This window comes from Ensifer sp. Root558, assembly GCF_001427045.1.
GTDB lineage: Bacteria > Pseudomonadota > Alphaproteobacteria > Rhizobiales > Rhizobiaceae > Ensifer > Ensifer adhaerens.
In genome coordinates this window covers 131,302-153,139 of the sequence record NZ_LMGC01000001.1, presented here as the reverse complement: position 1 = coordinate 153,139, position 21,838 = coordinate 131,302, and the positions used below count along the sequence as shown (strand labels likewise).

19 protein-coding genes are annotated in these 21,838 nt (G+C 63.5%); 7 read left to right on the top strand and 12 right to left on the bottom strand.

Features of this window, described 5'->3' with window-relative positions:
* Position 1: 1 nt before the first annotated feature.
* From ASD63_RS00750 to ASD63_RS00740, 3 genes are all read right to left on the bottom strand, one after another.
* Positions 2-1,021, bottom strand: a complete 1,020-nt coding sequence (locus ASD63_RS00750) for a metalloregulator ArsR/SmtB family transcription factor (RefSeq protein ID WP_034792368.1) — start codon at positions 1,019-1,021, stop codon at positions 2-4.
* A gap of 604 nt (positions 1,022-1,625) precedes the next feature.
* On the bottom strand, positions 1,626-3,275 hold the full coding sequence (ettA, locus tag ASD63_RS00745; RefSeq protein WP_034792366.1) for an energy-dependent translational throttle protein EttA: 1,650 nt from the start codon (positions 3,273-3,275) through the stop codon (positions 1,626-1,628).
* A 209-nt stretch (positions 3,276-3,484) separates the two neighbouring features.
* Positions 3,485-4,267 (bottom strand): ribonuclease, encoded by a 783-nt coding sequence (locus ASD63_RS00740; RefSeq protein WP_051659248.1) that lies wholly within the window; start codon positions 4,265-4,267, stop codon positions 3,485-3,487.
* Positions 4,268-4,453: 186 nt separating this feature from the next.
* Between ASD63_RS00740 and ASD63_RS00735 the strand changes: the two genes are divergently transcribed.
* The 3 genes from ASD63_RS00735 to ASD63_RS00725 are packed head-to-tail and all read left to right on the top strand — an operon-like array spanning position 4,454 to position 8,048.
* Positions 4,454-5,389 carry an alpha/beta hydrolase gene (locus tag ASD63_RS00735; RefSeq protein ID WP_060528750.1) on the top strand — a complete coding sequence of 312 codons (936 nt, stop codon included), beginning with the start codon at positions 4,454-4,456 and terminating at the stop codon, positions 5,387-5,389.
* Positions 5,390-5,400: 11 nt separating this feature from the next.
* Positions 5,401-6,354, top strand: a complete 954-nt coding sequence (locus ASD63_RS00730) for a DMT family transporter (RefSeq protein ID WP_034792361.1) — start codon at positions 5,401-5,403, stop codon at positions 6,352-6,354.
* Positions 6,355-6,401: 47 nt separating this feature from the next.
* The gene (locus ASD63_RS00725) at positions 6,402-8,048 is read left to right on the top strand and encodes a thiamine pyrophosphate-binding protein (RefSeq protein ID WP_034792359.1); all 1,647 of its coding nucleotides are present in this window, start codon (positions 6,402-6,404) and stop codon (positions 8,046-8,048) included.
* A 309-nt stretch (positions 8,049-8,357) separates the two neighbouring features.
* Here the strand turns inward: ASD63_RS00725 and ASD63_RS00720 are convergent, their stop codons facing one another.
* The 3 genes from ASD63_RS00720 to ASD63_RS00710 all read right to left on the bottom strand — a co-directional run bounded on the left by ASD63_RS00720 (position 8,358) and on the right by ASD63_RS00710 (position 10,048).
* Positions 8,358-8,708 (bottom strand): cupin domain-containing protein, encoded by a 351-nt coding sequence (locus ASD63_RS00720; RefSeq protein ID WP_034792357.1) that lies wholly within the window; start codon positions 8,706-8,708, stop codon positions 8,358-8,360.
* Positions 8,709-8,771: 63 nt separating this feature from the next.
* Positions 8,772-9,110, bottom strand: a complete 339-nt coding sequence (locus ASD63_RS00715; protein WP_034792356.1) for a TIGR01244 family sulfur transferase — start codon at positions 9,108-9,110, stop codon at positions 8,772-8,774.
* Positions 9,111-9,202: 92 nt separating this feature from the next.
* A complete protein-coding gene (locus tag ASD63_RS00710) occupies positions 9,203-10,048 on the bottom strand; it encodes a DUF4432 family protein (protein WP_051659247.1) in 846 nt (281 codons plus the stop codon).
* A 164-nt stretch (positions 10,049-10,212) separates the two neighbouring features.
* Here ASD63_RS00710 and ASD63_RS00705 point away from each other — a divergent pair, with 164 nt between their 5' ends.
* The 4 genes from ASD63_RS00705 to ASD63_RS00690 all read left to right on the top strand — a co-directional run bounded on the left by ASD63_RS00705 (position 10,213) and on the right by ASD63_RS00690 (position 14,658).
* A complete protein-coding gene (locus ASD63_RS00705; RefSeq protein WP_034792355.1) occupies positions 10,213-11,667 on the top strand; it encodes a L,D-transpeptidase in 1,455 nt (484 codons plus the stop codon).
* A gap of 386 nt (positions 11,668-12,053) precedes the next feature.
* On the top strand, positions 12,054-13,343 hold the full coding sequence (locus tag ASD63_RS00700) for an FAD-binding oxidoreductase (protein WP_034792353.1): 1,290 nt from the start codon (positions 12,054-12,056) through the stop codon (positions 13,341-13,343).
* Positions 13,344-13,605: 262 nt separating this feature from the next.
* Positions 13,606-13,971, top strand: a complete 366-nt coding sequence (locus ASD63_RS00695; protein WP_034792351.1) for a hypothetical protein — start codon at positions 13,606-13,608, stop codon at positions 13,969-13,971.
* 156 nt (positions 13,972-14,127) lie between these two features.
* Positions 14,128-14,658, top strand: coding sequence for a dihydrofolate reductase family protein (locus ASD63_RS00690; RefSeq protein WP_034792349.1), 531 nt, complete (start codon positions 14,128-14,130; stop codon positions 14,656-14,658).
* Between the two features lie 159 nt (positions 14,659-14,817).
* Here the strand turns inward: ASD63_RS00690 and ASD63_RS00685 are convergent, their stop codons facing one another.
* From ASD63_RS00685 to ASD63_RS00660, 6 genes are all read right to left on the bottom strand, one after another.
* Entirely contained in the window at positions 14,818-15,360 is a 543-nt protein-coding gene (locus tag ASD63_RS00685; RefSeq protein ID WP_034793572.1) for a GNAT family N-acetyltransferase, read from the bottom strand.
* A 204-nt stretch (positions 15,361-15,564) separates the two neighbouring features.
* Complete coding sequence (locus ASD63_RS00680) at positions 15,565-17,085, bottom strand: globin-coupled sensor protein (RefSeq protein ID WP_051659245.1); 1,521 nt, start codon at positions 17,083-17,085, stop codon at positions 15,565-15,567.
* A 269-nt stretch (positions 17,086-17,354) separates the two neighbouring features.
* A complete protein-coding gene (locus ASD63_RS00675; protein ID WP_034792347.1) occupies positions 17,355-18,074 on the bottom strand; it encodes a ParA family protein in 720 nt (239 codons plus the stop codon).
* 187 nt (positions 18,075-18,261) lie between these two features.
* Positions 18,262-19,008 carry a ParA family protein gene (locus tag ASD63_RS00670; RefSeq protein ID WP_051659244.1) on the bottom strand — a complete coding sequence of 249 codons (747 nt, stop codon included), beginning with the start codon at positions 19,006-19,008 and terminating at the stop codon, positions 18,262-18,264.
* A 238-nt stretch (positions 19,009-19,246) separates the two neighbouring features.
* Positions 19,247-20,392 (bottom strand): iron-containing alcohol dehydrogenase, encoded by a 1,146-nt coding sequence (locus ASD63_RS00665; protein WP_034792313.1) that lies wholly within the window; start codon positions 20,390-20,392, stop codon positions 19,247-19,249.
* Entirely contained in the window at positions 20,389-21,774 is a 1,386-nt protein-coding gene (locus tag ASD63_RS00660) for an aldehyde dehydrogenase family protein (protein ID WP_034793564.1), read from the bottom strand. The genes ASD63_RS00665 and ASD63_RS00660 overlap by 4 nt, the downstream gene beginning before the upstream one ends.
* Positions 21,775-21,838 lie beyond the last annotated feature (64 nt).

Below are 21,838 nucleotides of genomic sequence, written 5' to 3'. Positions count from 1 at the left end.
ATTATACTCCCCCCGCCTGGACACGCGGCCGCGGCGTTTCATTCTCGTTCACGGCCCGCCGATCACGCGCGAGCCAGATCGTCACCGTCAATTTTCCATCATTCGCCCCCTCAGGCGAAAGATCCGTGGTCTTCTCGAGCACAAGGCCAGCCTTCGCCAGCCAATCGGCCATCGCCTGGTGCGAGAAGCCGAGGCGCGCATGGGCGTGCTCGTCGCGCAGATGCTCAAGTCCGTGCGGCGCGAAGTCGATGATGACCAGCCGTCCACCCGGCATCAGCATGCGCGCGGCTTCCGCGATCGCGGCTTCCGGCTCTTCGAGGAAATGCAGCACCTGGTGAATGGTGACGAGGTCGAAGGTCTGGCCGTCGAGCGGCAGGTTAAAGATGTCCCCATGGCGGATCGACGCCTTGGTGATGCCAGCGCGATCGAGATTGGAGCGCGCCACCGCAAGCATGTCGCGGCTGGCGTCGACGCCGATACCGCGCCGATAGAGGCCCTCGAAGAGCTGCAGGATGCGGCCTGTGCCGGTGCCGAGATCGAGCAAGCTTTCGACCGGCTCGTCGCCCACCATTTCGCGCAGCTTCGCCTCGACGTCACGCTCGCTGACATGCAGGCGGCGAAGCTCGTCCCAGCCGGCGGCGTTGCGGCTGAAATAGGCCTGCGCCTTCTCCGAGCGCGCCTTCTTCAAGGTGGTGAGCCGGGCTGCATCACGCGCCAACACCGCGTCGTCGACGGAGGCGGAGGCCAGCATCGCCCGCACGAGCCCGACCCGGGCACCGTCCTGACGGAGGCGGAAATAGGCCCAGGCGCCCTCCTGGTAGCGGTCGATCAGCTCGACCTCCGCCAGCAGCTTCAGATGCCTGGAAATGCGTGGCTGCGATTGACCGAGAATTTCGGTAAGATCGGTGACGGTCAGATCGCCGGCGGCGAGAAGCGCGACGAGACGCATGCGGGTCGGCTCGCCCGCCGCCTTCAGCACGTCCACCAACGCATCCAGACCCAGTTCTCTCTGCAGAGCCATAGCGATCCCCATCAACACATAAAGATATGTTTATGTGATTTGCGGTGGTGACGCAAGCGGATTTGCGCGGAGAGGCCAAACAATGGCGCCGGCGGAACGGATGCTTGTGTATGGACGCCATGCGCCCCAAACGATGTCTCGGGCGGCACGTCAGGAGACCTGCGAAGGTCCCGCTAGTAGGCCGACTTCACGACCCGAATGAGGGCAGCCCCACGCAACCGTGACAAACCCGGCGCCCTTCCCGGTGTTGGGACGCCACCCTATCCGCGCCTCTGCCGCCCGAGGTACGCGTCATCCGCCAGCCCATCTCGCCGCAGCGATAGACAAACCTGCAAACGCCCGTTCGCGCCCGCCATCGGGACGGCAATCGCAGAGCTGATCGCTACGCCGACCCCTGGAGCGTCCCGCACGTTCATCCCCCACGCGGGCACAGCGATAAACAGACCCTGGCGCGCAACCGAGCGACAGCTGGTCTTCGCCTCAGGTCAGGAGACAAAGGAAAACGGGCGAAGCCTGCGCCTCGCCCGTTCCTAGAGCAAATGTTGCAGCGCCCGCTTCAACGGACGCAGCAAGGTCCAGCGCCACGATATGGCGGCGGCTGAAATCAGCGCGTCAGGCGCTTGTAGGTGACGCGCTTCGGGTTGACCGAGTCCGGGCCGAGGCGGCGGATCTTGTCCTTCTCGTAGTCTTCGAAGTTGCCTTCGAACCACTCGACCTGGCTGTCGCCTTCAAAAGCGAGGATGTGCGTTGCCAGGCGGTCGAGGAACATGCGGTCGTGGCTGATGATAACGGCGCAACCGGCGAAGTTTTCGAGCGCGATTTCGAGCGCTGCCAGCGTCTCGGTGTCGAGGTCGTTGGTCGGTTCGTCGAGCAGCAGCACGTTGCCGCCGTTCTTCAGCATCTTGGCGAGGTGAACGCGGTTGCGCTGACCGCCCGAGAGGTTGCCGACCTTCTGCTGCTGGTCGCCGCCCTTGAAGTTGAAGGTCGAGCAATAGGCGCGCGAGTTCATCTCGTGCTTGCCGAGCTTGATGACTTCAGCACCGCCGGAGATTTCTTCCCAGACGGTCTTGTTGCCGTCGAGCGCGTCGCGGCTCTGGTCGACATAGCCGAGGTGCACGGTATCACCGATGCGGATTGAGCCGCTGTCGGGCTGTTCCTGGCCGGTGATCATGCGGAAGAGCGTCGTCTTACCGGCGCCGTTCGGGCCGATGATGCCGACGATGCCGCCCGGCGGCAGCTTCAGCGACAGGCCGTCGATCAACAGGCGATCGCCATAGCCCTTGGTGACGCCTTCCATCTCGATGACCACCTGGCCGAGACGTTCGCCGACCGGGATGATGATCTGCGCGTCGCCGGGGCGCTGGTTTTCCGCCGCGTTGACCAGTTCGTCATAGGAGCGGATACGCGCCTTGGACTTGGCCTGACGAGCCTTGGGGCTGGATGCGATCCATTCCTGTTCGCGAGCGATCGCCTTCTGGCGGGACGCCTCTTCGCGACCTTCCTGCTGCATGCGCTTGGCCTTCGCAACCAGGTAGGCCGAGTAGTTGCCCTCGTAGGGGATGCTGCGGCCGCGGTCGAGCTCGAGGATCCAGCCGGTGACGTTGTCGAGGAAGTAACGGTCGTGGGTGATCATCAGCACGGCGCCCGGATACTCGCGCAGGTGCTTTTCGAGCCAGGCGATCGTCTCGGCGTCGAGGTGGTTGGTCGGTTCGTCGAGGAGCAGCAGGTCCGGCTGCGAGAGCAGCAGCTTGCAGAGCGCAACACGACGCTTTTCACCGCCCGACAGGTTGGTGACTTCCGCGTCGCCCGGCGGGCAGCGCAGCGCTTCCATGGCCATTTCGACCTGACTTTCCAGATCCCAGAGGTTCTGGCTGTCGATGATATCCTGGAGCTTGGCGCCCTCTTCCGCCGTCTCGTCGGAATAGTTCATCATCAGTTCGTTGTAGCGGTCGACGATCGCCTTCTTCTTGGCGACGCCTTCCATGGCGTTTTCAAGCACCGTCTTCGTCGGATCGAGCTGCGGCTCCTGCGGCAGGTATCCGACGGTCGCACCTTCGGCCACCCAGGCCTCGCCGGTGAATTCCTTGTCGAGGCCGGCCATGATGCGCAGAACCGTCGACTTACCGGCGCCGTTCGGGCCGAGGATACCGATCTTGGCATCCGGGTAGAACGACAGATGAACGTTCTCGAGAACCTTCTTCGCGCCGTAGGACTTATTAAGTCCGGCCATATGATAGATGAACTGACGTGCCATGAGGGAATGCTCCGCAGGGATAAGGAAATTTGCCCGCTATGTAGGCGAATTATAGGAAGGGGGCAATGATCAAAGGCATCCGCCCCCGCCCTATCCCAAAACGAACATCCCGATCGGAACGCCCGGCAGGCTCTCCCGGAAGGCGCCTAAAGCCGGCGCGGTCAAGGCCGCACCATAAGGCGCTGCCATGGCCGACCGGGCGAAACGCCCTACCCGCGACCGGCAGTATCGGCGATACCCTTGGCGCACTTGAACTCGGTCGTGCCTGCGGCCTGGATCAGCGGCCCGAGGCTCGCAGCCTTCATGACATCGCCCGTGAGCCCGATCGTCAGCCCGGTGATGATGCTGCGGCCCTGCACGGTCTGGCAGCGCATGCGCACCCGGTCGCCGGCTCCAGCGCCAAAACTCTGGTCGAAGGCCTGCTTGATCGCCGCCTCATCGAGTTCCGCACCCACACGCTGGCGGAAAAGTGCCCCGACCGCCGAGCGGTTGAGCTCTTCCAGCATGCGCAGCTGCACCGAGAAATAGTCGTCGACCGAGCCGCTCTGGCAGGTGCCGCTTCGCAGCCACTGGTGCCGGTCGAGACCGGATTGCACGCCGGGCATGGCGATAAGCAGCCGCGCCGCGGTGTCGTCGGCCATGGCAAGCTTCGGCAGCTCCAGCCAGCTGCCCTTGCGGTCGGTTGCCCGCGCTTCTGCCGCGACCCCGCAATAGCTCTTGCGCAGCGGCCACAGGCCATGCAGCGAGAGGTTGGTGGCATCGAAGCGTTCCGCCGTCTGGCTCTCGCATTCCTTGCGTTGCGGCCGCGTCTCGCAGAAACCGGGCTGCCAGCTGACCGCCAGCACGTAGTCGGTGCGGCTGGTTGAACTCGCCGGCGGAGCACCCTTGGATGCGTCTTCACCGGCAGCAAAGGCGCCGGAACCAAGCAACAGCGTCAGCGCTGCCAGGATGCCCGCCACAGAACCTGATATCGCTTTACAAAAACGGACCATGATATCCTCCCGCAAAAACAAAACGGGAACAAATATCGCCCAAAACGGGAAAATTGCAACCCCTAATGTAATGCACCGTCAAATCGCTTGTGACCTCATGCGCAACGATCAACAAGCGGCGATTGCCTTTGCCACGCAAATCGATTTGAAATCTCAAAGGTCTGTCGATTGCTTCCGGGAGTAGAGATGTTCGGGCAGGTGAAGACGCATCAGAGCCCGACCGGTGCCAGCTTGAGCTGGCGGCATTTTCCGGCAACCACAGAAGCCCGCGGCATCCTTCTCGTCAGCCATGGCCTTGCCGAGCATTCCGGCCGATATGCCCGCTTTGCCGAGGCGATGGCCGGCCACGGCTTCCATGTCTATGCCCACGACCATCGCGGCCACGGCGCGACGCAGGCGCCTGACGCCCAGCTTGGGATGTTCGCAAGCCGCGACGGCCTCGACAAGATATTCGCGGACATCCGGGCAGTGCGGGAGATTGCGACCACCGCCCATCCGGGCTTGCCGGTCATCCTCTTCGGCCATTCCATGGGTGGACTGATCGCGCTCAATGCCGCCGAAACCGATCCCGGCCTCTACGATGCGCTTGCCGTCTGGAACTCCAACTTCCGGCCGGGCCTTGCCGGCCGTGGCGGACAGGTGATCCTGAAGATCGAAAAGGCGCTCAAAGGGTCTGACGTGCCGAGCCCGCTTCTGACCAAGCTCACCTTCGGCATGTGGGGCGGCGCCATCAAGGATCGCAAGACCGATCTCGACTGGCTGTCGCGCGACGATGCCGAGGTCGCCAAATACGCCGCCGACCCGCTCTGCGGCTTCGATGCGACGGTCTCGCTCTGGCTCGATCTTTTCCGCCTGTCCTTCGATGGAGCCCGGCCCGACCGGCTGGCGCGGCTCCGGAAAAACCTGCCCATTCATCTCGTCGGCGGCAGCGCTGACCCGTCGACCGAGATGGGCAACGCCGTCCGCTGGCTTGGCACGAAGATGAAAGCCGCCGGTCTCAGCGACGTTAGCGTCACCGTCTATGACGGCATGCGCCACGAAACACTGAACGAACTCGGCCGGGACGAGGCGACGGCCGACTTTGCCGCCTGGTGCCTGCGCGCCGTCGCAGGGCGGCGCTGACCGGAAATATCATGGCCGACATGTCGCTTCCCAAGATCGCCGCCGACCACAACCGCATCTCCTTCGGGCTGACACTGATGGTGATCTCGGTGCTTCTGTCGCCGCTGATCGACATCTTCGCCAAGCTCGCGATCGCCACCGTTCCCTCGGCCGAAATCACCGCCGTGCGCTTTCTGCTGCAGGTCGTCTTCATCCTGCCGATCGTGCTCTTCCGCGGCAGCCTGTTTGATCTCACCTGGAAGAAGACCGGGCTGCACGCGTTGCGCGGCGGTCTGCTGGTCGTGACCATGCTCTCCTTCATTACCACGCTGAAGGTCATGGAAGTCGCCGACGCGATCGCGATCTTCTTCGTCGAGCCGATCATCCTCACGATCCTTGGCAGCATCTTCCTGAAGGAGACGATCGGCTGGCGGCGCTACACCGCCTGCGGCGTCGGCTTCTTCGGCGCGCTGCTCGTCATCCAGCCGAGCATGCAGGAGGTCGGCTGGATCGCCCTTCTGCCTGTTGTGGCCGCCTTTGGCCTTGCCGTTTTCCTGCTCGTCACCCGCATGGTCGCGCAAAATGAGGACCCCTGGTCGATGCAGTTTCACGCCGGCGTCTGGGGCGCGCTCTTCTGTCTCGTGCTGCTTTATTTCGGCGAAGGCACCGGTTCCGGCATCTTCGATCCGGTCTGGCCAGAAGGGTACACCTGGTATTACCTGCTCGGCGTCGGCGTCACCGCCACCATTTCAGGCGTGCTCGGCGTCTATGCCTATCGCGCCGCCCCGGCCTCGGTGCTGGCGCCGCTGCAGTATCTCGAAATCGTTTCGGCCACGATCTTCGGCTGGCTCGTCTTCGGCGACCTGCCCGACGCGCTGAAGTGGCTCGGCATCGCCATCATCATCGGCTCCGGCCTCTACATCATCTGGCGCGAGCGCCGCGTGCACAAGGACACGAGCGTCGCTCCGGTGTCGCCAGCCATCTGACAACAAAGCCATCTGAAAACAAAAGAAAGACCATCGGGAGGAATATCATGAAAACTGGAGGTCAGCTCATCGTTGACGCGCTCGTCGCCAACGGGGTGAAGCGCATCGCCTGCGTGCCGGGGGAAAGCTATCTCGCCGTGCTCGACGCGCTCTACGACACCGACATCGACGTGCTCGTCTGCCGCCAGGAAGGCGGGGCCGCGATGATGGCGGATGCCTGGGGGCGGCTGACCGGCGAGCCCGGCATCTGCATGGTGACCCGCGGCCCTGGCGCGACCAACGCTTCCGCCGGCCTCCATGTCGCCAAGCAGGATTCGATCCCGATGATCCTCTTCATCGGCCAAGTGCAGAGCGAAGCGCGCGAGCGCGAGGCCTTCCAGGAGATCGAATACCGCCGCGCCTTCACCGAGGTCGCCAAATGGGTGGGCGAGATCGACGATCCCGCCCGCATTCCGGAATTCGTCACCCGCGCCTTCGCGGTCGCCACGTCCGGCCGCCCCGGCCCTGTCGTGCTGACGCTCCCCGAGGACATGCTGACCCGCAGCGCCGAGGCGCCCGCCGCCAAACCCTACCAGCCGGTCGAGGGTCATCCAGGTCCGGCGCAGATGAAGCGGCTCGGCGAAATGCTGAGCAACGCCAAGCGCCCGATCGCCGTCCTCGGCGGCACTCGCTGGACAGCGGAAAGCGTTGCTGAATTCCAGCGCTTCGCTGAACGCTGGAAGCTGCCGGTCGGCTGCTCCTTCCGTCGCCAGATGCTGTTTGATCACCTGCACCCGATGTACGCCGGCGACGTCGGCATCGGCATCAACCCCGCTCTGGCAAAAGAGGTCAAGGAAGCGGATCTCATCCTGCTTATCGGCGGCCGCTTCTCGGAAATGCCCTCGTCCGGCTACACGCTGATGGACAGCCCCTACCCGCACCAGACGCTGGTGCATGTGCATCCTGACAGTTCCGAACTCGGCCGTGTTTACAGGCCGGAGCTGGCGATTGCCGCCAGCCCGCGCGACTTCGTCGCCGCGCTCGAAAGCCTTGCACCGCCGAGCGAACCGAGCTGGTCCGCACGCACCGAGACCATGCACGCCGCCTATCTCAAGTGGTCGACCCCGCCGGAAACCGGCCCGGGCGCGGTGCAGATGGGCCCGATCATGAACTGGATCGAGGCGAACGTGCCGGAGGATACGATCTTCACCAACGGCGCCGGCAACTACGCCACCTGGGTGCATCGCTTCCACCGCTTCCGCCGCTACGCCACCCAGGCAGCCCCGGCTTCGGGCTCAATGGGTTACGGCCTGCCGGCGGCGGTCGCCGCCAAGCAGCTGCATCCGGATCGCGAAGTCATCTGCTTTGCCGGGGATGGCTGCTTCCTGATGCACGGCCAGGAATTCGCAACCGCCGTGCGCTACCGCCTGCCGATCATCACCGTCGTCGTCAACAACGGTATCTACGGCACGATCCGCATGCACCAGGAGCGCGACTATCCCGGCCGCGTCAGCGCCACCGATCTCACCAACCCGGATTTCGCAGCCCTTGCCCGCGCCTATGGCGGCCACGGCGAGACGGTCGAGAAGACGGAAGAGTTTGCCGACGCCTTCCTCAGGGCGCGCGCCAGCGGCAAGCCGGCGATCATCGAGATCAAGCTCGATCCCGAAGCGATCACCCCGACGCGCACGCTAAGCGAGATCAGGGCGGGCTGAGCAAGTCTTGTTCGTGAAGGGTCCAATCACGGCGCAGACGCGCCGTGATTGGATTTCTGTGACAAGCACAGGAATGAGGGCGATGGAGCATTTGCGATAGGGCCCTTCTACCCACGCGCCCGCGCTTCTGTGCCTGCGAGCGCGCGGGCGAAGCGACGCTTCTCAGGGCGTCGTGCGCCAATTGAACGCCGATCGGCCACCATTATACCTCCCTCATTCCTGCGTTTGTCACAGGAGTCCAGCAGCGCCGCCTCGGCGGCGCGGGGAACGATCACGCCCGCTAACTGCCTGCGAGATACGTCCAGCCGCTTACTCCAGCCATTCCGTCGAAAACGCACCGGCCTCATGCAGATCGGTCGTCTCCAGGCGCCCCGGCCCGAGGTTCTCGAACTTGTGCGGCACATTGGCCGGCGCCACGACGATCTGACCGGCCTCGGCATCGATGATGCGGTCGCCGACGGTGAAGCGGGCGCGGCCGACGCGGACGATGAAGGTTTCCGGATAGGGATGGCGGTGCAATTTCGGCCCGTACCCGATCTCGTCGGTGGAAACGAAGATCACCGAAAGGCCTGCGCCATAGGCGCCGCCCTCGAATTCGCCCTTCCAGGCGTCGGGCTCATCCGCCCATTGCTCCCGCGAAATGAGATACGCTTCGGCCATGCCGATCCTCCACTGTCAGATGGAACGATGCGGCCGAGCGCGAGAGTTTGGATTTTGCGTGGCTCAGCCGCGGATATGCTGGGTCTGCTGGTAGACGGCCGTCGAGCGCGCGCCGGAACGGCAATAGCCGAGCATCGGCCGCTGGAACTCGTCGAGCGCGTCGACCATGCTCTTCACGGCATCGGCGGTCACGCCCATCGGGCCGACGGGAATGTGCTTGGTTTCGATGCCGAGTTCTTCGGCACGGGCGGCGATGGAATCAAAGGTCGGCTGGTCCGGCGCCTCGAAGTCCGGGCGGTGGCAGACGATGGACTTGAAGCCGAGCGCCTTGATCTGGTCGAGGTCCTCGACCGCGATCTGGCCGGTAACCGAGTATTCGTCGTTGATCTGGCGGATGTCCATGGTCGTCTTCCTTGAGGCAAATTTCCCGGCCTCTGATGTAGGCGCAGCCTTATCTCCCGTCAATTCAAAAGCCGCATCGTCAAGGCGCAGGATCAGACGACCGAAAAGGCGATGGCGTAGCTGCGCGCCTCGCCCGGCTGAAGCGGTGTCAGTTCCCCGGCCGCGGCCAACTCCGGCCGTTTGGCGATCCGGTGCGATACCGGCTCGATGCTGATCACGTTGGCCTCGCCGCGCTGGCAGCGCCACATCTGCAGGAAGGGCAAAGTATCGGCCCGGAACCGCACTTTCAGATTTCGGCCGCCGAGCCCCGCGAGATCCGCAAGCGTGACCTCCGACCAGCCATCGGAACCGACGGCCGCCGGCAGGCAGAAATGTGCGCTCTCGCCGGTGCCGAAGCACCAGGCGCTCTCCCCGCCTGCAAGCGAAGCGCTGACGATGCGGGTCTCGTCCCCGAGCAACCGGCCGCCAATGTTGAGGTGATACATCATGACAGGCGGAAAGGCGGTGACGCCGGAATTGACGACGCGATCTTCGAGCACCACTTCGTGCCGCGCGGCATCGATTCGCCAGCGCCGCTCGACCCGGGCCCGCCCGCCATCGGCGAGCGCCACCTCGATCGTCGCCGTGCACTCGGCCCCGTCGCTCGCCATCTCCATGTGGCTGACGGCTGTTCCGGCCAGTGACCCGTGCAGCGGATAGCGTGCGCCTTCCGCGCCACCTTCGATCGCCTCGGGATGGCGGATATGGTCTGGACCGCAGGTAAAGAGAAAACCGGCCAGCGCCCGGTCGATCCTCGGGTCCCCATCCGACGGGATCGCAGCACCCGGCGACAGGTCGACGCCGTCGACGACGAAGGCGGCGATATCGAGCGCCGAGAGCCGGTCGAACAGCACATGATTCTCTTGAAAATCCTGTGGTTCTTCGAGCGTCTTCAGCATGTTCTCTTCCTCAAATCGGCCGCAGAATCACTGCAATCACAAAGAGATGATAGCTGAGGAGAGACGCATTTCACCGGTTGAAGCCCGGGATTGCGCCGCCTAGATAGAATTTAACTGCTTGTTCATGATGAATTCATTTTTTTCACATTAACGTCGAAATCGAAATGTATCGCGCCACATTCACCACAATGAAAACAGGTTCTCTCGTGACGTCAGCGACCCGCACAGGCCTCTCGCTCCTCGCCGCAGTCGGCTTTCTTGCCGTGGATCTGACGGCCGCCTTCGCGCAGGACTATCGCGGCTACAATCGCTATGGCGACGATGTCATGCTGGTCACGCCCGACGGTGAAATCCTCGATTATGTACCCCGCTCCGACGAAGTGCAGACCATGCGCGACAGCCGCGGCCGCACGCTTCTGATCGACAGCTGGGGTAATGTGGTCGCAACCGTGGTGCCCAATAATCGCGGCCGCCAACGCGACTACGGCGGCAACCGTCAGGGCGATTACGGCGGCTATCGCCGTCAGGGTGACGTGGATATCTATTCCAACCGACGCTACCGGGAAACCGAGCGCGGCTACGGCTATTCCGAGCCCGGCGACGTCACCGGCTCCGTTCCCGACTACCGCGACGTCGTTCCGCCGTCGACCGACGGCAACGAACTGCCAAACAGCCTACCCGGCCTGATCGACGGCACCCAGGAGGCTTCCGTCGATCCGAACGACGGCAACCCAATGCGCCAATCGATGCCGCCCGCGATCTCGGTCAAGTCGAAGTCGCGCGCCGAGATCACAGCACTTCAGGTCTTCCTCGACCGCGAAGGTTTTTCGCCGGGCGTGATCGACGGCAAGATGGGCTCGAACGTCACCAAGGCGATCGAAGCCTTTCAGCAGTCGACCGGCGAAACGCTCGATCCCAACAACACCGACGACATTCTCGAGCGGCTGCGGATGAACGGCGGCATGCCGATCACCAGCTACACGATCACGGCCGCCGACGCCGCCGGCCCCTATGTCGCGTCGATCCCCGAGGATTACGCGCACAAAGCGATGCTGCCGCACATGTCCTTCACCTCGACGACGGAAATGCTCGGCGAGAAGTTCCACATGGACGAGGCCTATTTGCGCGAGTTGAACCCGGGCGTCGATTTCACCATTCCAGGCACGATCATCAAGGTGATCAACCCCGGCGCCAACAAGACCGGCAAGGTCGCCCGCATCCTCGCCGACAAGGCGCGCAAGCAGGTGCTCGCCTATGACGACGCCGGCAAGCTGATTGCCGCCTATCCGGCAACGATCGGCTCGTCCGATACGCCGTCTCCGTCAGGCACGGTCAATGTCGAGCGCATCGCGCTCAATCCGGGCTACACATACAATCCGAAGATCAACTTCAAGCAGGGCAACAACGACAAGATTCTGACCCTGCAGCCGGGCCCGAACGGTCCCGTCGGCACGGTCTGGATCGCGCTCTCGAAGCCCACCTACGGCATTCACGGCACGCCGGAACCCTCGAAGATCGGCAAGACCCAGAGCCATGGCTGCGTGCGCCTGACCAACTGGGACGCGACCGAGCTTGCCAAGATGGTGAGCACGGGCGTCACGGTCGAGTTCGTCGACTGAGCGAAGCCGGCCGCCCGTTAACCGAACCGTTGTTTTTTTGGCATTTTTCTTGAGGCTTCCCCCAATTGGGTGAGTGACTTCGCGCCTGCAGCATAGATGATGGAGTTGCCTGGCCGACCATCCACGACGAGGCACTCTTTTTTAAATTTCTTTGCGCCGACCCGTCGGCTAAATCGTTTCAGACCTATCCATTTACGAAGACCGCAGCTGCCGACGACCCAGCTGCGGTTTTTTTTCGAGCGCCGGGTGCAAAAGCCCTCCCGCCGCTCTCCCCGTCCATCATGACTTCATGAAACATTGTCATGAGAATTTTTCCGGCAATCGGCTATCACCGGATATCTCAACGACAATGGCCGACCTGCGGCCGCACTTGAAGGATGGCCTGAATGGCGACGGAGCGCACCCTGCCCAACCTCTGGCATGCGACGGCACCGGCCGCCCCTGAGACCAGGCCGCTCAGCCAGGACCTGACGACCGATGTGGCGATCATAGGCGGCGGCTTTACCGGCCTCTCGGCAGCGCTGCACCTGGCCGAAAAAGGCGTGAAGGCAACGGTCATCGAAGCCAAGATGATCGGCTTTGGCGGCTCCGGCCGCAATGTCGGCCTCGTCAATGCCGGCATGTGGGTGAAGCCCGACGACCTGATCTCGACGCTCGGCCCCGAGGCCGGCAACCGGCTGCTGACCGAACTCGGCGACGGCCCTTCGATGGTCTATGCGCTCGTGGAAAAACACGGGATGCCTTGCGAGGCGGTGCGCAACGGTACGCTGCACATGGCCGTCGGCAGCGAGGGCGTCACCGAGATCAAGGACCGCGAAGCGCAGTGGCAGAAGCGCGGCGCGCCGGTCGAGGCGCTTTCGGCCGAGCGGGCGCACGCGCTCACCGGCGCTGAAGGTTTTTCCGGCGCCCTGCTCGACCGCCGCGCCGGCACCATCCAGCCGCTCGCCTATGCCCGCGGGCTCGCCCGCGCTGCCCTTGCCGCCGGTGCCGAGATCTACACCGACACGCCGCTGACCGGTGCGGAGCACCAGGGCGACAGCTGGGTACTGAAGGCCGGCAACAACACGGTCCGCGCGAAACAGGTGATCCTCGCCACCAATGCCTATGGCGGCCTCTTCGCCGAGAGCCCCTGGCAGGCCCATACGCAGGAACTGACGATCCTGCCCTATTTCCAGTTCGCCACCAATCCGCTGCCGGACGCCGTCGCCAAGCGCATCCTGCCGGAGCGCCAGGGCACTTGGGACACCGGCCTCGTCATGACCTCCTTCCGCATGGACCAGCAGAACCGGCTGATCTTCGGCTCGATCGGCCGGCTCGACGCGATCGCTGAAGGCACGCACCGCGCCTTTGCCGCCCGCTCGCTGCGCAAGCTCTTCCCCTTCATCGGCAATTTCCGGTTTGAGTACTGGTGGGACGGCCGCATCGGCATGACCACCAACAACCTGCCGGCCATGCACACGCTCGCCCCCAACGTCGTTTCCGTCAGCGGCTACAACGGCCGCGGCATCGCGCCGGGCACCGTCTTCGGCCGCGCACTCGCCAGCCACGTCACCGGCGAAACCTCGGCGATCCCGCTCGCCGAAACGCCCGTGACCCCGGACACCTGGCGCGGCGTGAAGTCCGCCTTCTACCACGCAGGCGCCCAGGCCAAGCACTTCATCGACCGTCGGTTCTGAGGTAGCGCACGGTGCTGACCGTTCATTTCGGTTCGCGACCATGCCATGCGGTTTCGCCACGGGGTGAAATGCGCGCCAGCCGGATTGCGCCGGCCCATGCTGACCTATCTTGAATATTGAAACCCTGAGGTGTAGCGACCGCCGCGGGTACCCCTCCAAACCTGCTGCCGGGTTGAAGGGCCGCGGAACTTTACTCGACGACCATGTTCATCAACGTCGAAGCGTAATCGGCAGACTTCGACCAGGAGCATCGGATCGTCTCATGCTGCACCCGCAGGTCAGGTTCTCGCCGTCCAATATCGCCGCCCTGAAGAAGTCCCTCCGGGATCGTTACCCGCACATCAAGTCATCCCACCTGGACGAGGCAATCGCCGCGTCGTTCGGCTTCAAATCCCATGCGGCATTGCGCCCGGCGCTGCTTCAGGTCGTCAACCACGCCCGGCTGATCGTCATCACCGATCATATGTTGCTTCTGCTTCGGCTGGAGGAACTGGGATACCGAGATATCGACGCCGGAGACTTGCGCCACCTGATGTGGGACATAAAATTCCCCGACCACTGGTACGATCAACACCTTGAAAAGGCCGTGACGAAACGCAGACGGCCGACAGCGGCCAATTCGCAATAGCGCAGCAGCGACCATCGGTGGCCCGTGCACGGTAGAGACCGTCGATGGCAAAGCCCAAAAACCGCTTGCGATTTGAAATCAGTCGGCTTAGCGTTGACCGATTGCACGTCGCAAGCAGACCCGTGCGAACGGGCCATTCGAGACAAGGAACTGGCCATGGCTAAGCTCGTGTTCGGAATGAACCAGTCGCTGGACGGCTACGTCGACCACATGGAGTTTGCGCCAAGTCCCACGCTCTTCCGCCATTTCATCAAGGAGGCCGAACAGCAGACGGGCAGCCTGTACGGCCGTCGGATCTATGAGATCATGCGCTACTGGGACGACGAGCATCCGGAATGGGATGCGGACAGACAGGCCTTCGCAGCCGCGTGGCGAAAGCAGCCGAAATGGGTCGTCTCGCGCTCCTCGGCGTCCGTCGGCCCCAATGCCCGGCTCGTCGACGGTGATCTTGCGGGCGCCGTGCGCAAGCTGAAGGCCGAGCACGACGGCGAGATCGAGGTGGCGGGCCCCGTCCTCGCGCACAGCCTCACCGAACTGGGCTTGATCGACGAGTACCGGATCTACCTGCACCCGGTCGTCCTTGGTCACGGCAACCCCTATTTCGCCGGCCCCCGCCCGCGGCTCCGCCTGATCGCTCATGATCGGATCGGCGAGGACGTGGTGCGGCTGGTCTACGTTCCCGCTTAGTCGCCGGACTTGCCGGTCCCGTCAGCGCGCGGCTCTGTGCTTCGCGCTAACGGCGTGAAATCCGCATTCGACCCGGTTCGTTTTTCAGCTGCGACCTTGGCTTTCAAGCCAGGTGAGCGCGCCGCGAACTGCGGCGGCAAGCTGGTGCTGCCTTTGCCCTCACTCGGAGCGTCTCCAGCGATATGACCAACCGTCGATCCTTTCTCCGGTGGCCTTCAGCAACAAGGCGTCAGGCAGGAACTGGCCACGCACCAGGCCAATCTTTTCGAGAACACGGCAGCTGCTCTCATGTGCTGCCGCGCATATGGTATGAACCTCGGATAGGGGTGACTGCTGCTTGACCCAATGCATAATCGCAAGACCGGCTTCCGTCGCCAGCCCCCGTCCCCAATAGGCCGGACCGATGCCATAGTGAATTTCCGCGCCGTCCCCATCCACAAACATGAGGAAGAGGCCCATCGGCCGCTGGTCGCTGCGGTCGATGATGCTCCAGATGAAGCGGTCACCATCCGCCCAGCTGCTTTCTCCCCACGCATGGATGACCGCCTCGGTGCTGGATTGTGCGGGATGAGCGCCGCGCGGCAAAAATCGTGCTGCCATGCTGTTGCCGGTGTATTCCGTAAACACGGACGCCGCGTGTTCAGAGCGGGCTGCACGCAGGTGAAGACGGCTTGTCTTTAGTTCAACGGGCGGCGTGATCAACTTCAGGTGTCCGGGCGAGGCAGAGCGCGGACATCTTAATTCCATCGGGACAAAGAGCGAAAGCCACCATCGATCGCTTCCGGCGTAGAAAGTCCCTGGCCGCGCGGTGAAGCTGCCCCCAACATCACTGCGCCGCGATCAGCAAAGCAAAACGCCTCGGATCATCCCTGACCCGAGGCGTTGTCTCTCGAACGGAAGGCGCGATTACGCCGCTGCGCGGTAACCCGAGCCGGCGCTGACCTGCACCTGACCCGACGTGCGGAACGCCCGCAGACGCGTGGCGATGTGCTCGGCCTCTCCCGTCAATGCCTGGCTTGCGGCGTTCGCCTGCTCGACCATGGCGGCGTTCTGCTGGGTGATCTGGTCCATCTGGGTAATCGCGGTGTTGACCTCCTGCAGGCCGGTTGCCTGTTCGGCGGTGCTGGCGCGGATGGCGCCGAAGACGGAGCTGACTTCGACGACCTGGGCGACGATCTGCTGCAGCGACTGCGCCACCTGATTGACCGAATTGACGCCGTCGTCCACCTGGCCGCGCGACTTGGCGATCAGGCCCTGGATGTCCTTGGCCGCTTCGGCGCAGCGCTGGGCCAGCGCCCGGACTTCGGAGGCGACAACCGCAAAGCCCCTGCCCGCCTCGCCGGCGCGGGCCGCTTCGATGCCGGCGTTCAGCGCCAGGAGGTTGGTCTGGAAGGCGATCTCGTCGATGACGTCGACGATCCGCGCGATGCTGGCGGAAGACGTCTGGATCTCCTGCATCACCTCGATCGCGTGGCTGACGATCTCGCCGCTCTGTTCGGCATTGGCGCGGGCGGCAATCACGGTCGAGTTCGCCTGGTTGGCGCCTTCGGCCGTCTGCTTGACCGTGCGCGTCACTTGCTCGACGGCAGCGGCCGTCTCTTCAAGGTTGGCCGCCTGCCGTTCCGTGCGCCGGGCCAGATCGTCGGCAGCCGCCGCAATCTCCTTGGCGCTCGTGTGGATCTGGCTGGCGCCGGCCTCGATGCCGCCGATGGCGCGTGCAAGCTCGCCGATCGCGTGGTTGAAATTTTCGCCAAGCTCCTGATAGGCAACCGGCAGGTCCCCACCGATGCGTGCCGTCAAGTCGCCATCGGCGATCTTCTTCAGCGCCGCGCCGAAGGTCTTGCTGATCAGCGCGCGTTCGGCAGCCAGCACTTCTTCCTGCACCGCACGTTGCTTGGTGACGTCGGAGGCGTCCATGTAGACGGAGATCGACAGATCCATGTCGAGGAAGACGCCCTTGATCAGGCTCGACAGCATCGCGCCCATGTCCTCGGCCGAGGTCCCCTTGCGCGAGAACAGGCCGGCCTTCGGCCAGTGCGCCTTGACGATTTCGGTGATCAGATGCTCGGCGATCAGCGCGTAGCCGCCGATGTACCAGCGCGGCTCGAGCCCGATGCGGGCGTGCACCAGGCCGATGGTGCGAACCTTGGCGCTGTAATCCTCGTTGAAATTGGCATCGACGATATTGGCCCAGTGGCCGACCTGGGCGCCCTTGGCGCGGTCGATATGAGCGTCGGAGGAGAAGAAGCGCTTGGTCTCGGGCGTCGTCTTGACCTTGACGTAGAACTTGTCGAGCGCGGGTTTAAGTTCCTTCTCGAGGATCGGCTTCAGCGCCTTCAGGCTCGTCTTGGCGGCGTCATCGAGCGCCATGAAATTCAGACGACCGGCAACGTCTTGCGTGCCGGCAGCGGCGTGTTCCGTTTTCATGCGCGAACTTCCCTGCATGCTCATTTCTGGATCATGGAGACAGGATCTAGGGCGCTGCAGCGTCTGAGATCATGGCCGCAATCATGGCGGCTGGTTGCCCTGTTCAGTCGGTCGCAGGGGCAAGCTGTGTCCTGGGCCACTGATAGAAGCGCAGGGTAAAGGAAGCCTTACGCGAAACAGCTATTTCGCGAGGCCTGAAATACAACTCAACCGGAACTGACGAATATCAATTCCGGTTGATACGCAATAAACGGTGGAACGGCGAAGGATCAGGCGGCGTTTCGCGAAGCCCAGGATGGCATGCGCGCAGCCCAGGAGCGGCGCGTCTTGACCGGCATCAGCGCCTGCACTTCCTTGGCGAGGGCTGCTGCGTTTTCCCGCGCCTTGTCGAGATTGCTGACGCGGTTCGGATCCATCGTCTGCAGCGTGCCGCCAAAATCGAAGATCTCGCGATAGGCGGCGCGCTCGACGATCGGCGTGTCGAGAACCGAGACGCCGCGCTCGGCGAGCATCGCCTTGATCGTCTGCAGCGCACGCGTGGTGACCAGCGAATTGACGCGGGTGAGCACCACAGAATGGTTGATGCGCAGGCCCGAACGGTCCTGGATCTGGCGGATCAGCTCAAGAATTTGAGCCGCACCCTTGGCATCCATGGCGCAGCCCTGCACCGGGATCAGCACCTGGTCAGAGATGGCGAGTGCAAGTGCTACGATCTGGTCCTTGGCGCCCGCGAGATCGATGACGATATAATCCGCTTCGTCCTTCGCCTCGCGGATATGACATTCGAGCGAGCCGGGCGTGATGTGCGAAATGACGGTGAGGTTGGCGATATGGCCGGAAGCCTCCGCCCAGCTGGTGATCCAGCGCTGCGGATCGGCATCGAGGACGACTACCCGGTGCCCCTGCCGCGCCAGTTCCGTCGACAGGATCAGCGCCGCGGTCGTCTTGCCCGCACCACCCTTTGCATTGGCGAAAGTGATGACCGCCATGATATTCCCCATTCTATGCCTGTATCGCGCTGAACCGGACGGCCACAGCCGGTGGTTCGCTTCTTAACGAAACCTTACAGAATTTGGTTAACGAAACGGTAACGCCGGCACGTCAAACCTGACAGTCGGCCTTAAGGCTGCGTGCCAGAGACACTGCTATGGTGATGAAAATGCTGGAGTTCTGGCCTCAGACCGGCAAAACTGCCGGTTCGCTCACGTGCTGTGATCGATAGCACATCGACGAGAACGGCCCGTGCCGCACCGCCTCGCCTGTCGGGCTGAGCAGGGTCAGCACGTCATTCGCAAACGCCTGGGCGTTGGCCTGCGCCTTGGCAAGGTTGCTGACCTTCGCGGGGTCGAGAGAGGAAAGCGTGTCGCCCCGCTCAAAGAGTTCGCGGAAGGCCGTACGCTCCACCAGCGGGGTATCGACGAGCCGGATCCGGTTCTCCGAAAGCAGCAGCTTGACCCGGCGCATCGCCCGCGTCGTCACGATCGGGTTGACCCGGGTCAGCAGAACCGCGTGGTTGATGTTGGCGCGCGCGTTGTTCTCGATGTGGCGGATCAGGTCCAGCACCTGGATGGCGCCGCGCGCATCCATCACACAGCCCTGCACCGGGATCAGCGTCAGGTCCGAAAGACCGATCGCCAGCGCCACCAGCACGTCGGCCGCCCCGGAGAGATCGATGATCACATGCTCGACCTGACCGCGCAGCCGCCGGAGATGATCGCTGAGCGTGGTTGTCGCTACACCTGAGAGAACGAAGAGATTGCCATCGTTGCGGCCGTGGCGGAACCAGTCGGTCATGCAGGCGAGTGGATCGCAATCAAGAACCGCAACGCGATCGCCGCGCCGGGCGAATTCGCAGGCAAGCAGCAAGGCTGCCGTTGTCTTGCTGGCTCCCCCCTTCGCATTCGCGAGGGATACAATCGCCATCGGTCGACCCTAACTCAACGCAGGCCCGGATTTTCGCGGGCCGATACATACGCACACCCTAATGCAAGCGTTCCAGACCGCGGTAAACAAAGCGTAAAGAAAACGCCCCGCGAGCCCGAAACGTGACAGTTCGATGACGATTAGGTGACAGATCCGCCGCAATGGCAAGTGGTATTTTTGGGCTAACTAAACCGATAGGCCGACGCCTTCGCCTGGGGGCAAAGGCGTCGGGAATTGGTCAGATGCACTCGCGGAAGAGCTTCTTCGCGGCGTCGAGCGTCAACTCGACCGGGTTGCCGCCGGCCGTCGGGTCGACGATCGCCATCTCCGACATTTCGTCGATCCGGTCGGTGCCAACGCCGAGGGCTGCGAGCTTGTCCGGAACGCCGAGTTCCTCGCGCAACTTCAGCACGTAGTCGTAGAAGCCGTCGAAGCCACCGGAAATGCCGAGATAGGCGGCAGCGCGCACTATTCTGTCCTCGATCGCCGGACGGTTGAAACGCAGCACCGGCGGCATCACGACCGCATTGGTCATGCCGTGGTGGGTGTTGTAGATCGCGCCCACCGGATGCGACAGCGAGTGGATGGCGCCAAGGCCCTTCTGGAACGCGACGGCACCCATGGCGGCCGCACTCATCATGTTGGCGCGCGCCTCGATGTCGGTGCCGTCCTTGTAGGCGCGCGGCAGGTATTCCTTCACCAGCCGCATGCCTTCAAGCGCAATGCCCGCAGACATCGGGTGATAGAAGGGCGAGGAATAGGCTTCCAGGCAATGGGCAAAGGCGTCCATGCCGGTGCCCGCGGTGATCACCTTGGGCATGCCGACCGTCAGTTCCGGGTCGCAGATCGTGACTGCCGGTAGGAACTTCGGATGGAAGATCACCTTTTTCACATGGCTTGCCGAATTGGTGATGACGCTGGCGCGGCCGACTTCAGAGCCGGTGCCGGCGGTGGTGGGCACTGCAATGATCGGTGCAATGCCTGAGACGCTCGCCCGCGTCCACCAGTCACCGATATCCTCGAAGTCCCAGACGGGGCGGCTCTGCCCGGCCATGAAGGCGACGCACTTGCCGAGGTCGAGGCCAGAGCCGCCGCCGAAGGCGACGACGCCGTCATGGCCTCCATCCTTGAACGCCTTCACGCCGGCGGCGAGATTAATGTCGTTCGGGTTCGGATCGACGTTGGCAAAGATCGCGCGGCCGAGGCCGGCGGCCTCGAGGATATCGAGCGCATTTTGCGTAATCGCCATCGGCGCGAGGCCCCGATCGGTAATCAGCAGCGGCTTCTTCATGCCGACCGCCTTGCAATGGTCGGCAAGCTCCTTGATCCGGCCGGCACCGAACTTGATGGACGTCGGATAGCTCCAGTTGGCGGTGATGGTCATGCGGTGACTTTCTTCAGATGATAGGATTTCGGACGGGTGAGGTTCTGGAAGCCGATGACCGAAAGCGAGCCGCCGCGGCCGGTTTCCTTGACGCCGGTCCAGCAAAGCGCCGGGTCGAGATAGTCGGCGCGGTTCATGAACACCGTACCAGTCTCGATGTCGGCGCCGATGCGCGCGGCACGCTCGGCATCCCTGGTCCAGAGCGATGCGGTAAGGCCATACTGGCTATCGTTCATCAACTCGATCGCCTGGCTGTCGCTATTCACCTTCATGATGCCGACGGCAGGGCCGAAGGTCTCTTCGCGCATGAAGGCCATGGAGTGGTCGACATTTACGAGGATCTGCGGCGCGAGATAGGCGCCGCCGTCGTCGGCAGGGAAAAGCTTCGGGTCGATCAGAGCCTTGGCGCCCTTGGCAACGGCGTCGGCGATCTGCTCGCGCACGGTGGCAGCAAAACGCTTGTTGGCCATCGGCCCCAGCGTCGTTTCCGGATCGAGCGGATTGCCGAGCTTGTAGTTGGAAACCCAGGCGACCGACTTCTCGACGAAGGCGTCGTAGAGCTTTTCGTGCACGTAGATGCGCTCGATGCCGCAGCAGCACTGGCCAGAATTGTAGGTGGCGCCGTCCATCAGCGTGTCGACGGCCGCGTCGAGATCCGCGTCTTCCATGACGTAGCCCGGATCCTTGCCGCCGAGTTCGAGACCGAGACCGGTAAAGGTACCGGCCGCCGCCCGTTCGATCGAACGCCCGCCTTCGACCGAACCGGTGAAGTTGACGAAATCGAAGCTCCTGGCCGCAATCAGCGCCGCCGTTGTTTCGTGGTCGAGGAAGATGTTCTGGAAGACGTCGGCGGGAACGCCGGCCTCGACGAAGGCGCGCACCATGCGTTCGCCGACGAGGATCGTCTGGCTCGCATGTTTGATGATGACCGTGTTGCCGGCCATCAGCGCCGGCGCGACCGTGTTGATCGCGGTCATGTAAGGGTAGTTCCAAGGTGCAACGACGAAGACGACACCGTGCGGCTCGCGGGCGATGCGGCGCTCGAAGCGGTCGCTCTCCTCGATCACCAGCGGCTTCAGTGCATCGGCGGCGATGGTCGCGACATAGTTCGAGCGCTCGTTGAAGCCCTTGAATTCGCCGCCATAGCGCACCGGCCGGCCCATCTGCCAGGCAAGCTCCGGCACCACTTCGTCGACCATCTCGTTGAGGCGCGCGACACCGGCCAGAACCAGATTGACGCGCTCGTCGAGCGGACGGCGCGCCCAGGCCTTCTGCGCCTGGCGGGCGCGGGAAACCACCTGCTTTGCCATGTCCAGCGGCATCGCCGGGCGTTCTGCGTAGACCTCGCCGTTCACCGGCGAAATGCACTTGATCATGCTCATGATCGTCTTCCTGCTTTCATTGCGAATGATGCGATGGCCGCTCCGGTCAGGAACGGCCATCCTT